This window comes from Burkholderia sp. AW33-5, from assembly GCF_053427615.1.
This window is the reverse complement of sequence record NZ_JBSAXA010000007.1, coordinates 162,628-175,341: the sequence shown is the minus strand read 5'-3', so window position 1 is coordinate 175,341 and position 12,714 is coordinate 162,628. Positions and strand designations below refer to the sequence as shown.

At 65.9% G+C, this 12,714-nt stretch carries 17 protein-coding genes and 1 riboswitch; of the genes, 9 read left to right on the top strand and 8 right to left on the bottom strand.

Features of this window, described 5'->3' with window-relative positions; genetic code table 11:
• Window positions 1–95: 95 nt before the first annotated feature.
• Window positions 96–734, bottom strand: coding sequence for a peroxiredoxin (locus tag ACV22V_RS14805; protein ID WP_034182833.1), 639 nt, complete (start codon window positions 732–734; stop codon window positions 96–98).
• Between the two features lie 318 nt (window positions 735–1,052).
• Between ACV22V_RS14805 and ACV22V_RS14800 the strand changes: the two genes are divergently transcribed.
• From ACV22V_RS14800 to ACV22V_RS14790, 3 genes are all read left to right on the top strand, one after another.
• Entirely contained in the window at window positions 1,053–1,355 is a 303-nt protein-coding gene (locus tag ACV22V_RS14800; RefSeq protein ID WP_006754606.1) for a DUF883 family protein, read from the top strand.
• A gap of 124 nt (window positions 1,356–1,479) precedes the next feature.
• A complete protein-coding gene (locus ACV22V_RS14795; protein ID WP_059690700.1) occupies window positions 1,480–1,869 on the top strand; it encodes a phage holin family protein in 390 nt (129 codons plus the stop codon).
• Window positions 1,870–1,912: 43 nt separating this feature from the next.
• On the top strand, window positions 1,913–2,356 hold the full coding sequence (locus tag ACV22V_RS14790) for a DUF3318 domain-containing protein (RefSeq protein ID WP_448014354.1): 444 nt from the start codon (window positions 1,913–1,915) through the stop codon (window positions 2,354–2,356).
• A gap of 57 nt (window positions 2,357–2,413) precedes the next feature.
• Here the strand turns inward: ACV22V_RS14790 and ACV22V_RS14785 are convergent, their stop codons facing one another.
• The 7 genes from ACV22V_RS14785 to glyA all read right to left on the bottom strand — a co-directional run bounded on the left by ACV22V_RS14785 (window position 2,414) and on the right by glyA (window position 7,212).
• Window positions 2,414–2,866 (bottom strand): type IV pilin protein, encoded by a 453-nt coding sequence (locus ACV22V_RS14785; RefSeq protein ID WP_448014352.1) that lies wholly within the window; start codon window positions 2,864–2,866, stop codon window positions 2,414–2,416.
• Window positions 2,863–3,411, bottom strand: coding sequence for a hypothetical protein (locus ACV22V_RS14780; protein WP_448014351.1), 549 nt, complete (start codon window positions 3,409–3,411; stop codon window positions 2,863–2,865). The genes ACV22V_RS14785 and ACV22V_RS14780 overlap by 4 nt, the downstream gene beginning before the upstream one ends.
• Before the next feature lie 111 nt (window positions 3,412–3,522).
• Entirely contained in the window at window positions 3,523–4,362 is an 840-nt protein-coding gene (locus ACV22V_RS14775) for a PilW family protein (protein WP_448014349.1), read from the bottom strand.
• Window positions 4,346–4,768: a PulJ/GspJ family protein gene (locus ACV22V_RS14770; RefSeq protein ID WP_059530577.1), complete on the bottom strand. Its 423-nt coding sequence runs from the start codon at window positions 4,766–4,768 to the stop codon at window positions 4,346–4,348. Before ACV22V_RS14770 ends, ACV22V_RS14775 begins: the two co-directional genes overlap by 17 nt.
• Window positions 4,765–5,325 (bottom strand): GspH/FimT family pseudopilin, encoded by a 561-nt coding sequence (locus tag ACV22V_RS14765; RefSeq protein ID WP_448014347.1) that lies wholly within the window; start codon window positions 5,323–5,325, stop codon window positions 4,765–4,767. The genes ACV22V_RS14770 and ACV22V_RS14765 overlap by 4 nt, the downstream gene beginning before the upstream one ends.
• Before the next feature lie 153 nt (window positions 5,326–5,478).
• On the bottom strand, window positions 5,479–5,958 hold the full coding sequence (gene nrdR, locus ACV22V_RS14760) for a transcriptional regulator NrdR (protein ID WP_006760615.1): 480 nt from the start codon (window positions 5,956–5,958) through the stop codon (window positions 5,479–5,481).
• Between the two features lie 6 nt (window positions 5,959–5,964).
• Window positions 5,965–7,212, bottom strand: a complete 1,248-nt coding sequence (gene glyA, locus ACV22V_RS14755; RefSeq protein ID WP_448014345.1) for a serine hydroxymethyltransferase — start codon at window positions 7,210–7,212, stop codon at window positions 5,965–5,967.
• A gap of 137 nt (window positions 7,213–7,349) precedes the next feature.
• Window positions 7,350–7,450: riboswitch (ZMP/ZTP riboswitch) on the bottom strand.
• A 180-nt stretch (window positions 7,451–7,630) separates the two neighbouring features.
• Here glyA and ACV22V_RS14750 point away from each other — a divergent pair.
• The 6 genes from ACV22V_RS14750 to tolB all read left to right on the top strand — a co-directional run bounded on the left by ACV22V_RS14750 (window position 7,631) and on the right by tolB (window position 12,707).
• Entirely contained in the window at window positions 7,631–8,377 is a 747-nt protein-coding gene (locus ACV22V_RS14750; protein ID WP_059535494.1) for an SDR family NAD(P)-dependent oxidoreductase, read from the top strand.
• 108 nt (window positions 8,378–8,485) lie between these two features.
• Window positions 8,486–8,971, top strand: a complete 486-nt coding sequence (gene ybgC, locus ACV22V_RS14745) for a tol-pal system-associated acyl-CoA thioesterase (protein WP_223963280.1) — start codon at window positions 8,486–8,488, stop codon at window positions 8,969–8,971.
• 144 nt (window positions 8,972–9,115) lie between these two features.
• Window positions 9,116–9,793 carry a protein TolQ gene (tolQ, locus tag ACV22V_RS14740; protein ID WP_010091489.1) on the top strand — a complete coding sequence of 226 codons (678 nt, stop codon included), beginning with the start codon at window positions 9,116–9,118 and terminating at the stop codon, window positions 9,791–9,793.
• 10 nt (window positions 9,794–9,803) lie between these two features.
• Window positions 9,804–10,253, top strand: a complete 450-nt coding sequence (gene tolR / locus ACV22V_RS14735) for a protein TolR (protein WP_059535490.1) — start codon at window positions 9,804–9,806, stop codon at window positions 10,251–10,253.
• Entirely contained in the window at window positions 10,250–11,302 is a 1,053-nt protein-coding gene (tolA, locus tag ACV22V_RS14730; protein ID WP_448014341.1) for a cell envelope integrity protein TolA, read from the top strand. Before tolR ends, tolA begins: the two co-directional genes overlap by 4 nt.
• A gap of 109 nt (window positions 11,303–11,411) precedes the next feature.
• Window positions 11,412–12,707 carry a Tol-Pal system beta propeller repeat protein TolB gene (tolB, locus tag ACV22V_RS14725; RefSeq protein WP_448014340.1) on the top strand — a complete coding sequence of 432 codons (1,296 nt, stop codon included), beginning with the start codon at window positions 11,412–11,414 and terminating at the stop codon, window positions 12,705–12,707.
• Window positions 12,708–12,714: the final 7 nt, after the last annotated feature.

Below are 12,714 nucleotides of genomic sequence, written 5' to 3'. Positions count from 1 at the left end.
GCTGAAACGACACGGCCCGCCCGGCATCGCTGCCGGGCGGGCCGTTTTCATCGGCGCGCGCGTTCGTCACGCGCCGCCGACGTGGCAGCCGCTGCTTACTTGTTCGGCTGCGGCGTGAGGCGCAGGTACGGACGCACGGCGTTGAAGCCCTTCGGGAAGCGCTTCTTCAGCTCTTCCGGATCCTGCAGCGACGGCACGATCACGACGTCGTCGCCGTCCTTCCAGTTGCCGGGCGTCGCGACCTTGTAGTTGTCGGTCAGCTGCAGCGAGTCGATCACGCGCAGCACTTCGTCGAAGTTGCGGCCGGTGCTGGCCGGATAGGTGATGGTAAGCCGCACCTTCTTGTTCGGGTCGATCACGAACAGCGAACGCACCGTCAGCGTTTCGTTCGCGTTCGGGTGGATCATGTCGTACAGCTGCGACACCTTGCGGTCCGCGTCGGCGATGATCGGGAAACCGACGACCGTCGACTGCGTTTCGTTGATGTCGTTGATCCAGCCCTTGTGCGATTCGACGCCGTCGACCGACAGCGCGATCACCTTCACGTTGCGTTTCTCGAATTCGCCCTTCAGCTTCGAGGTCAGCCCGAGTTCAGTCGTGCACACCGGCGTGTAGTCGGCCGGGTGCGAGAACAGGACGCCCCAGCTGTCGCCCAGCCACTCGTGAAACTTGATGGGGCCCAGGCTCGATTCCTGCTCGAAATCCGGTGCGATGTCACCAAGACGCAGACTCATGATGTTCCCTCCTCGAACGATGCTGGTTGAAACCGCGCGCTGGACGGCGCGGGACAGTCCATCAGCTTACGGGAAGCAATGGGCGGTGCGAACGATTATTCTGTTTGATATTCATACTTTTTTGTCATTTTTACCCGGTATCGGGGCAGGACGGACGGCCACAAGGGAAACTTTTCGCAGCATTTGCGGCTCTGTCAATACTTACGGGTCGTTTACCATGTGGTCTTGCACCGCCGCCGCGTGTCTTCCCGGCTCGCCAGCCGGCAGGGGTTTCGCTACGATGTGAACCTGCAGCATGACAGCATGAAGGGAGTTGCAATGTCGGAAATCAACAAGGAGAAACTGATGTCGGATATCAAAACCGTTCTCGCGGACGCCGAGGATCTGCTCAAGCAGGCAGCGAGCAGCACGGGCGACCGGGCGGCCGAGTTGCGCGAAAAAGCCATGTCGCGCCTGAAGCAGGCCAAGGAAAAGGCAACCGACGTCCAGGTCGTGGTGGTCGAGAAAGGCAAGAAGGCCGCGCGCGCGACCGACGACTACGTGCACGAGCATCCGTGGACGTCGATCGGCGTCGCCGCCGGCGTCGGCGTGCTGATCGGCCTGCTGATCAACCGCAAGTAACGCGCTCAGCGCCGTTCCGCCCCATGTGCCGCCCGGTGCGGCGCATGGGTGCCGAAGCCAGCCGGCGGTTCGCCGCCGGCCGGCTTTGCCCTAGCCGCTTATTGCGCGCACAAGCGCCTCATCCATGACGACAGACACCCACCCGCAGCCGTCCGGCCAGGGACCGCTGCGCCGCCTCGTCGGCTCCGCGATCGGCCTCCTGCAAACGCGCCTCGAACTGGTCGGCATCGAACTCGCCGAGGAGAAGGAACGCCTGATGGGCGTACTGTTCCTCGGGCTCGCGGCCATGATGCTCGCGACGATGGCACTCATCAGCCTGACCGTGCTCGTCACGATCGCGTTCTGGGATACCTATCGCTGGCAGTCGCTCGCAGCCATCACCGCGTTGTACGCGATCGCGGGCATCGTATGTGCGCTGAAAGCGCGTTCGGGCCTGCGCGACGCGCCGACCGTGTTCGAAGCGACGCTCGCCGAGCTCGAGAAAGACCGCGAAATTTTCCGCGGCAAGCCGTGAACGCAGTCGCGTTCCCCTCTCTCACCTACTTCGCCGACGCGCCATGAGCCAGAACGTCACGGGCCATTCGACCCGCCCCCATTCGTCGCGATCGAACTGGAACGCGTCGCAGCATCGCGCGCTCCGCAAGGAATTGCTGATCCTGCGATCCGAGGTCGAGCGGCTCGAGCTTGCCGAAGCCGCCGCCGAAATGCGCCACGCCGTCACGCGCTTCAGCTGGCTCAAGGTATTCGTCCCCGGACTGTCGGGCACGAAGTTCAGCCAGTCCGCCAAGAACCTGAATGCGAGCCTCGGGCAACTCGTCAATCAGTACCCGATGTTGAGTTCGCTCGCATCGCTCGTGCTGGCGAAACCCATACGGTCGCTGCTGCGCGCGAGCGCGGGCCCCGCGCTGAAGTGGGGCTCCGTCGGCTTCGCTGCATGGGAGATCTACCGGATCTGGAAACAGTCGCGCGACGAGCGCGAACCTGCCGCGAGCGACGACTGACACCCAGGCGCGCACGCACCCGGCGCCGTTGTGTGTTTTGCGTGCGCGATCGCATGATCAACGCACGCCCCAGCATGTCCGCTCCCGCGAGTCCGCCTCTGCGTCGTTCGATCCCGCGTTGCCTTTGGTCCCGTCCGCGCGCAGCATGAACGCACCGCATGCGTCGTCGCGCATCGGGCCCGCATCGAGCGGGCGCGCAACGAGTTCGTAGGCCACCGGCACATCGTCGCCCGCTGTTCGCCGCAGCGCCACTTCGTAGACCGCCCGCCCGTCCGGGGGCGCCTGCGAATATGCATCTGGCAGCGTTCGTGGCTGCGCGCCGTCGAGTGTTTCGAGATACTGAGCTGCGCGATAAAGCGCAGCGACCGCGGATGCGCGATGCACGCGCGCGACATGTTCGCGATATGACGGAATACCCCACCCGGCCAGCGCGGCAACGATCGCGAGCACGATCATCAGTTCGAGCAACGTGAACGCCGCCGATCGGTGCAGCAATCGAGGCTGTTTCATCGATGAACCGCCGCGACGCGCCGCCAGCGCTGTGTAACGATGCGTCCGTCTCGCAGCGCGATCTGGCTCTGCAGCCAGACCACGCTCGACGCATGGCCGCCGACACCACGCGCGGTGACGAGGTAAGCGCGACTCCCTTGCGGACCGACACCTCGCCAGGCTTCGATCAGGCATCGCGGCGGCTGGGCCGCCATCGGCCAGGAAGCGAATGGGGCAAACGCGTCGGCGACGCCCAGCGCGGGCGCACGCCGCCATGCGTCCGGCTCGACGGGTGACGCCGGTTCGTCGATGTATGGCGCCCCGCCTCGGAGCAATCGCGCTGTGCAGGCTGCCAGCGCTGCATCGGCTGCGTGAAATGCGATCAGACGGTCCGACAATGCACGCGTGCGGCGCGATTCCGTCAACGCGGATTCGAACCATGTGCCGGTCAGCGCGGCGACCGCCGCGCCGACCGCGATCACGGCCGGCAGTGCAAGGCCCGCGTCGCGACGCCAGCCGCCGCTGGTGGACGGAAAGCGTGTGCGTGATGTTGTTCCGCTCAGCATGGGGCCCTCATCGCGCCGCATGTCGCCTGTCGCGGCACGCCACCGCGCGCTGCGTTGCGCGACCTGCTGCGATTCGCATCGCGAGCTCGTCGACGAATCGGTTTGCGTAGATCATCGCAACACCCCATGATCCTGCGCCGCATCACCCACGGGATCGGCGGATGCGACCGCGGCATTGCGCAACGCGACGATTCGATGCAGCACCAGATGCGCGCGACCATCCGGCGAAACGGCCGTGCGGCCGTCGCAATCGACATGACGCGCAGGCCCGTGCATCGGTTCGCCACGTGCGCGCACGCACACATGCACGGCAACGACATCGCGCCAGTCGCCGCTACCCATCGCCCCTGCGTCGACGAACTGCGCGGCTTCGCGCCGAAGGTAACGCACGCGCAGTTGGTCGATGCCGGACACGACGGGTTGCGGCGTACCGGGGCGCCCGCTTCCCTCGCAGTACAACTCGGGCTCGCCCGTCGACGGACTGACATGCGCGTCGAAACGGTTTTCCACGAGCGGCCGTGCACCAGGAGCGCCAACGCCCTGCCCGAGACAATCCGACACCTGTGCCCCATTCGTCGGCCACGTCGACACGGCATCGCCGACATACCGAACCAGCAATGCGTCCGACGCTGCGCGCACGGTTTCGCAGCGCACCTGCGCTCCATTGCCTCGCACGCGCCCCGCGGAACAGCCGAACATCGGCGGCAACGATGGCGCCCCTTCGACATCGAGCGGGCGAAACCCGGTCATCTGGATCTGCTCGCCGATCAGCATCAGTGCGGTCGCGGCCGCATCGCGCATCCGGAAGCCGTCTTCCGCTCGCCGCTGCGCGACGCGTTGGGCGTGGTACAGCGCACCGGCAGCAGCAAGCACCAGCAGACCGACCGTCATCGCGATCAGCACTTCGAGCAGCGTATGCGCGCGGCTGCGGCGCTCACCGTTCATCGACATCGACCTCGGCCTCCCGAAACGGCATCCGCACGCACGATGGCGGCCCGACCGCTGCCCGCGCACTTTCGCAGCGCGCCGATGTCGGCGCGGAGGCCTGAGCGTCACGCCAGCCGACCGTCACGTAGCGGACACCCGCCGGCCCATCGTCGAGCGCCGTCGTGCCGCCGGGCAACGACGCGGACGCGAGCGCTGCGATGCCGTCGTCGGCACCCGCCACTGCGCGCCGGCTCTCAATGCGGGCATCGGCCAGCCATAGCGCGCGCTCACGCCAGATCGTCGCCCGCTGCGCGCGCGTCATCGCAAGCTGGCTGCCGGCCACCGCCAGCATCACCGTTGCAAGCAGCGCAACGGCCAGCACCGCTTCGAGCAGCGACGTGCCGTGCATGGACTTGCGCGCGCGCTTCATGCCGCTTCGCATCGACCGGCAACGACGCGCGCCCGGCCGCCTGCCGCGATCCGAATGCAGCGCGACACGCGTGTGTCGTCACCGGACAGCGTGCGCCATGGACGCAACTCGAAACGCCTGATTCCGCCAAGCACCTGGCCCGCCGGCGGAGCAAATGCCAGATCGTGCGCCGCCCCCGCGACGGCAATGTCGGCATCGCGCGGATAGCGCCGCAGCACGCGCGACCGTCCGTCGAACTGCCCGCGGACGATCCAGCCGCATGACCATCCCGCCAGGTCACACCGCTCGCCGGAATGCGCGCAATCGCCGTTGCGCCCGGCCCTGCACAGCGTGACGCGCACGCCGAGACGTGTCGCCTCGGTGCGCGCGAACGACAGCGCGCCGAGCAGCGCACGCGAGCGTGCATCCACACGTTCACGCGTGTGCCACTGATCGAATGCAGGTGCTGCGTATAGTCCGATCGCGGCTGCCAGCGCGATTGCGACCATCAGCTCGACGAGCGTAAAGCCGCCGCCGCATCGCATGCGTTGTTCGACGCCCTGTCGGTGCAGTCCCATCACCATCGCCCTCCGTCAACGTGATGCGACGACTGTAGCGACGCAAGCACACACGCGCCATTAGCCGAACGGCCGACTGGCGACATGCGATCGCGGCCGACACAATCGGCGCGAACTGAACCCACGGAGAAGACGATGAACGGACGCAGCGCGTCAGCGCTTACGCGGAGGTTTGGAGGGGGACGCGCGACGGAACTCTTCGATCACGTCGGCAAATTCGGAAACATCCTCGAACCGGCGGTATACCGATGCGAAACGGACATAGGCGATCGTATCGAGGCCGCGCAACTCGTTCATCACGAGTTCGCCAAGCTTCTCGCTACGCACTTCGCGCTCGCCGGTTGCGAGCAGTTGATATTCGATGCGGGCGACCGCCGCGTCGATCGCGTCAGCCGCAACCGGCCGCTTGCGCAGCGCGAGTTGCATGCTGGCGACGATCTTGCGACGGTCGAATTCCGTGCGGCTGCCGTCCTTCTTCACGACGGCCGGCAAGTTCAGCTCGACCCGCTCGTACGTCGTGAAGCGCTTGTCGCAAGCCGAACAACGACGGCGCCGACGAATCGCGGCGCCATCTTCGGACACACGCGAGTCGACGACCTGCGTGTCCTCATGCCGGCAGAACGGGCAGCGCATGCCGGATCAGCGATAAACCGGGAAACGCTTGGTCAGCTCGGCTACTTGCGCGCGCACACGCTCGATCGTCGCTGCGTCTTCCGGGTTCTCGAGCACGTCGGCGATCAGGTTACCGACCTGCTCGGCTTCCGCCGCGCCGAAGCCGCGCGTCGTCATCGCCGGCGAGCCCAGACGGATCCCGCTCGTCACGAACGGCTTTTCCGGATCGTTCGGAATCGCGTTCTTGTTCACCGTGATGTGTGCCGCGCCCAGCGCCGCTTCCGCTGCCTTGCCCGTGATGTTCTTCGCGCGCAGGTCCACCAGCATCACGTGGCTTTCCGTACGGCCCGACACGATCCGCAGCCCGCGCTTGACCAGCGTTTCAGCCAGCACGCGCGCGTTCTCGACCACCTTCTCCTGGTACGCCTTGAATTCCGGCGACAGCGCTTCCTTGAACGCCACCGCCTTCGCCGCGATCACGTGCATCAGCGGGCCGCCCTGGATGCCCGGGAAGATCGCCGAATTGATCTGCTTCTCGTATTCCGACTTCATCAGGATCACGCCGCCGCGCGGGCCGCGCAGGCTCTTGTGCGTCGTCGTCGTCACGAAGTCCGCGTGCGGCACCGGGTTCGGATACACGCCCGCCGCGATCAGGCCGGCGTAGTGCGCCATGTCGACCATCAGGTACGCGCCGACCGACTTCGCGATCTTCGCCAGACGCTCGAAGTCGATCTTCAGCGCGAATGCCGACGCGCCCGCGACGATCAGCTTCGGCTTGTGTTCGTTCGCCAGCTTCTCGGCGGCGTCGTAGTCGATGTCTTCGTTTTCGTTCAGGCCGTAGCTCACGACGTTGAACCACTTGCCCGACATGTTCACCGGCGAGCCGTGCGTCAGGTGACCGCCGTGCGCGAGGCTCATACCCATGATCGTGTCGCCCGGCTTGAGCATCGCGAAGAACACGCCCTGGTTCGCCTGCGAACCCGAGTTCGGCTGCACGTTCGCGGCTTCCGCGCCGAACAGCTGCTTCACGCGGTCGATCGCCAGCTGCTCGACCACGTCGACGTATTCACAGCCGCCGTAGTAACGCTTGCCCGGATACCCTTCCGCGTACTTGTTCGTGAGCTGCGAGCCCTGTGCGGCCATCACGGCCGGGCTCGTGTAGTTTTCCGACGCGATCAGCTCGATGTGCTCTTCCTGGCGGCGGTTTTCCTGCTCGATCGCAGCAAAGATTTCGGGATCGACGTTCGCGATGGTGCTTTGGGCTCTGTCAAACATACGGTTTCCGTTAAGTGTGTACAGGTTGACCGGAGTGGCCGAGTACATTGCGCTGCTGGCGGAACCAGCCCGACGTGGCGGAAGAATCCGTATGACGCGAGGCAGGACAGCCACCGGCGATGCACGCGACGGCGCACAACGGCTGCCCAGGCGAACGGCAAAAACGGCGCCCCGCGCTTCACGGTGGGATGCTCCACCTTGAACCCGAAGGGTTCTATCGCCAGTCACGCAGGGGTGATGAGCGCGTTAGTGTATTGGATGCGTCATGAATAGGCAACCGCGCGGCAGTCGCCCGGAAATAATAGGGGCCAGACTTTACGCGCCCGTGCCGACGCGCTTTGGCGCCTTGCCGCGGTGCCGCAATCTCAGTAGGCTTGCGGGATACCATCCGCTACTTTGTTACCGACCAGGAGCAGCAATGATCGTGTTCGTCACAGGCGCGTCCGCCGGCTTCGGCGCCGCCATCGCCCGTGCCTTCGTCAAGGGCGGCCACCGTGTCGTCGCAACCGCGCGCCGCAAGGATCGTCTCGATGCGCTCGCGGCCGAACTCGGCGACGCACTGCTGCCGTTCGAGCTCGACGTGCGCGACCGCGCCGCCGTCGAAGCCGTGCCGGCCGCCCTTCCCGCCGAATTCGCGGCGCTCGACGTGCTCGTCAACAACGCCGGTCTCGCGCTCGGCGTCGAGCCTGCGCACAAGGCCAGCCTCGACGAGTGGCAGACCATGATCGACACGAACTGCTCGGGCCTCGTGACCGTCACCCATGCGTTGCTGCCCGGCATGATCGAGCGCGGGCGCGGTCACATCTTCAACCTGGGTTCGGTGGCCGGCACCTATCCGTATCCGGGCGGGAACGTATACGGTGCGACCAAGGCTTTCGTCCGACAATTCAGCCTGAACCTGCGCGCCGACCTGATCGGCACGCCGTTGCGCGTCACCGATATCGAGCCGGGCCTGTGCGGCGGCACGGAATTCTCGAACGTCCGCTTCCGCGGCGACGATGCGAAAGCGGCGAACGTCTACCAGAACGTCCAGCCGCTCACGGCCGAGGACATCGCCGACACGATCTACTGGATCGCGACGCGCCCCGCGCACGTCAACATCAATACGATCGAAATGATGCCGGTCGCCCAAGCCCCGGCCGGCCTCGCGATCCATCGCGGCTGACACGGCGAGCGCAGCAGCGGGCCCGGTTCCGGCCGGCCCGCTGTGTGCTGCGACGTACTACATTCCGTTACGAATCGGTTACGAATCGGGCCTCGGCCTTCCGGTAAAATGCGCGCCATGACTCAGCCTACCCGCTCCCCGGACGCGCACTCCGGCTTCACCTGGCCGGTACGCGTGTACTACGAGGACACCGACGCAGGCGGCATCGTCTTCTATGCCAACTACCTGAAATTCTTCGAGCGCGCCCGCACCGAATGGCTGCGCGCGTGCGGCATCGACCAGCGTCGGCTCGCCGACGACACGGGCGCGATCTTCATCGTCCGCAGTACCTCGCTCGACTACCGCGCGCCGGCGCGACTCGACGACGCGCTGACGATCACGAGCCGGCCCGGACGCATCGGCCGCGCATCCGTGGAATTCACGCAGGAAGCCTGGCGTGGCGACACGCTGCTCGTCGCCGGACACATCCGCCTCGGCTGCGTCGACCGAACCGGCATCCGGCCCGCGGCAATCCCGCCGGTCGTGCTCGACGCGCTGCAACGCGGGCCCGTCATCGACACCGGGCAGACTGTATTGTCAACGAAGCTCGGATGAGCACCGTTTAGACAAAACCTATGAACTTGCCTTCCTGAATCGATACTAAGCAAGGTTCGGCGCCAGGCCAGGCCGGCGCGCCGCGCCACACGCATACCGTGCCCCCTCGCCGGACACCCCCGAAGGGACGTTACTCAAACCTCTATGAACACTTCTCAAGACCTGTCGATCATTTCCCTCGTCCTCAACGCGAGCGTGCTGGCCCAGGCCGTGATGGGGCTGCTGCTGCTTCTGTCGCTGATGTCGTGGACCTTCATCTTCCGCAAGTGGTTCGCGATCCGCCGCGCACGCGCGCAGACCGAACGCTTCGAAAGGGATTTCTGGTCGGGCGGTGACCTGCAGGCGCTGTATCAGAGCGCGGCCAACAATCGCCACACGATCGGCGCGCTCGAGCGGATTTTCGAATCGGGGATGCGTGAGTTTCTGAAGGCGAAGGAAAAGCGCATCAGCGACCCGGGCCTCGTGCTCGACGGCGCGCGCCGTGCGATGCGCGCGTCGTTCCAGCGTGAAATGGACGTGCTCGAAGCGAACCTCGCGTTCCTCGCGTCAGTCGGCTCGGTCAGTCCGTACATCGGTCTGTTCGGCACCGTCTGGGGGATCATGAACTCGTTCCGCGGCCTGGCGAACGTGCAGCAGGCGACGCTCGCGAACGTCGCACCGGGCATTGCCGAGGCGCTCGTCGCCACCGCGATCGGCCTGTTCGCCGCGATTCCGGCGGTGGTTGCGTACAACCGCTACGCGCACGACATCGACCGCCTCGCGATCCGCTTCGAGACCTTCATCGAAGAGTTCTCGAACATCCTGCAGCGTCAGGCCCAGTAAGGAGCGCGCCATGGCAGGAAGTCCCATTCGATCCAGCATGCGCGGCGGCCGCTCGCGCCGCGCGATGGCCGACATCAACGTCGTGCCGTACATCGACGTGATGCTGGTGCTGCTCGTGATCTTCATGGTCACGGCACCGCTCGTCGCCCCGTCGATCATCAATCTGCCGACCGTCGGCAATGCCGCACCCCAGGAACAGACGCCGCCGGTCGTCGTCAACATCAAGGCCGACCGCACGATGAGCGTCAAGTACAAGGGCGACTCCGGCGCGACGCAGGAAGACACGATGACCAAGGCCGAGCTCGACAGCTTCATCCTGGCCCGGCAGGCTGACCATCCCGACCAGCCCGTCGTGATCGCGGCCGACAAGACCGTGCAGTACGATGCCGTCATGACCGTGATGTCGGACCTGAAGGCGCGTGGCGTCAAGCGCGTCGGCCTCCTCGTCAAATCGCAATGAACCGGCAGCAATCCACGCGCGGCAACGCCTATCCGTCTCAGCCCCCTCGCGAACGCGGCACCTGGCGCGCGTTCGCGCTCGCTGCGCTGATGCACGTGCTGCTCGCGTTGTTCCTCTATCACGGCGTGCAGTGGCAGAACAGCACGCCGGCCGGCGCCGAAGCCGAACTGTGGACCGAGGTGCCCGACGTGCCCGCGCCGCGGCCCGTCGTCACGCCGACGCCGCCCGCGAAGCTCGCTCCGCCCCCTCCCCCGGTGCGGGACGAGCAGGCGGACATCGCGCTGCAGCAGAAGAAACGGCAACAGGAAGCGGCCGCGCGCGAAGCGCTGCTCGAGCAGCAGCGCCGAGCGCAGCAACTGAAGGCCCAGCAAGAAGAAGCGCGGCGCGAGCAGTTGGCGGCCCAGCAGGCTGCTGCCCTCGCGGCGCAGAAGGCCGCCGAGCGCGAAAAACAGAAGCAGGCGGACAAGCTCAAGCAACAACAGCTCGTGGAGCAGCAGAAGCTCGAACAGCAGAAACTGCAGCAACAGAAGCAGGCGCAGCTTGAAGCGCAGCAAGCGGCGAAGGCCAAGGCCGACGCGGCCGCGAAGGCGAAGGCGGAAGCCCAGGCCAAGGCGAAGGCCGAAGCGACGGCGCGCGCGAAGGCCGACGCGGCGGCGAAGGCGAAGCTCGACCGCGAGCGCAGCGCGCGTCTCGCGCAGATGCAAGGCATGTCCGGGGCCGGCGAAGGCGGCGGTGAAGGCCTCGCGAAAAGCGGTACCGGGACGGGCTCCGGCGGCAACGCCGCGTCGCCCGGCTATCCCGACAAGGTGCGTCGCCGTGTGAAGCCGAACATCGTCTGGGGCGGCGAGCGCGCGGGCCTGACGACGGTCGTCGCGATCCGCTGCACGCCGTCGGGCGACGTGCTGAGCGTTTCGATCCGCCGTTCGAGCGGAAATTCGGGGTGGGATCAAGCCGTGGTCAATGCGATTCAGGCGTCGGTCCCATTGCCGCCCGATTCCAACGGTCGTACCCCGTCCGACATTACGATTACCTTCAAGGCGGCAGAGTGATCGCAAATGCGCTTACACTCCGTGCGTCGCTGCCGGACGGGAACGAATCGGGTATTTTTACTGTCTCTGCGGTTGCGCAGCGATCCAAGTCACATGGGAAGCAAGAAGCATGAGTTTGATGACGAAACTAGGTTTCAGGGCACTCGTGGCCTCGTGTCTGATTGCGGCCGGCGGCGCCGCTAACGCGCAGGTCAACGTGCTGATCACCGGCGTCGGTTCGACCCAGTTCCCCATTGCCACCGCGAACTTCGCGAACGAGGCGGGCCTGCCGCAGCAGGTCACGTCGATCGTCCGCGCCGACCTCGCCCGCAGCGGCAAATTCACCAATATCGACGCGGGCAGCACGCCCGTGCCCGAGACCGCATCGGTCGATCTCGGCGCATGGAAGGCCAAGGGCGCGAACGCGTTCGTCGCCGGCAGCGTGAACCGCGAAGCCAACGGCCAGTACAAGGTGAACTTCATCCTGTACGACACCGTGAAGCAGCAAAGCCTCGGCGGCCTGTCGCTGACGGCGACGGACACCTCGCTGCGCACGGCCGGCCACAAGATCGCCGACTACATCTACCAGAAATTGCTCGGCGTGCGCGGCGTGTTCGCCACGCGTCTGTCGTACGTGATCAAGACGGGCAACCGGTATCAGCTGCAGATCTCGGACTCGGACGGCCAGAACGCACGCATCGCGCTGTCGAGCACCGAGCCGATCATCTCGCCGGCCTGGTCGCCAAACGGCACGAAGGTCGCGTACGTATCGTTCGAGCGCAAGAAGCCGATCGTCTACATCCACGACCTGCCGACCGGCCGCCGCTACATCGTCTCCGACCAGAAGGGCAACAACAGTGCGCCGGCGTGGTCGCCGGACAGCAACACGCTGGCCGTTGCGCTGTCGCTGACGGGCAATACGCAAATCTATACGGTCAATGCGAACGGCGGCGGTCTGCGCCGGCTCACGCAGAGCAGCTCGATCGATACCGAACCGTTCTACTCGCCGGACGGCCGCTGGATCTATTTCACGAGCGATCGCGGCGGCGCGCCGCAGATCTATCGGATGCCCGCGCAAGGCGAAAGCGCCGGCTCCGCGCAACGCGTGACCTTCACCGGCAGCTACAACACCAGCCCGCGCATCAGCCCGGACGGCAAGCTGCTCGCCTACATCTCCCGCACGGGTGGGGGGTTCAAGCTGTACGTTCAGGATCTGCAAACCGGCGCGGCGAACGCCATCACGAATACCAATCGCGACGAATCGCCGAGCTTCGCGGCAAACGGCCAGTACCTTCTTTACGCTACCCAGTCGGGTGGTCGCAACGTGCTGGCAGCAGTGCCCTCCGACGGCAGCGCGCCGCCGCAGATCCTGTCCGTCCAGGGCGGCTCCGTTCGTGAGCCGTCGTGGGGGCCCTTCATGCAATGACCACAAG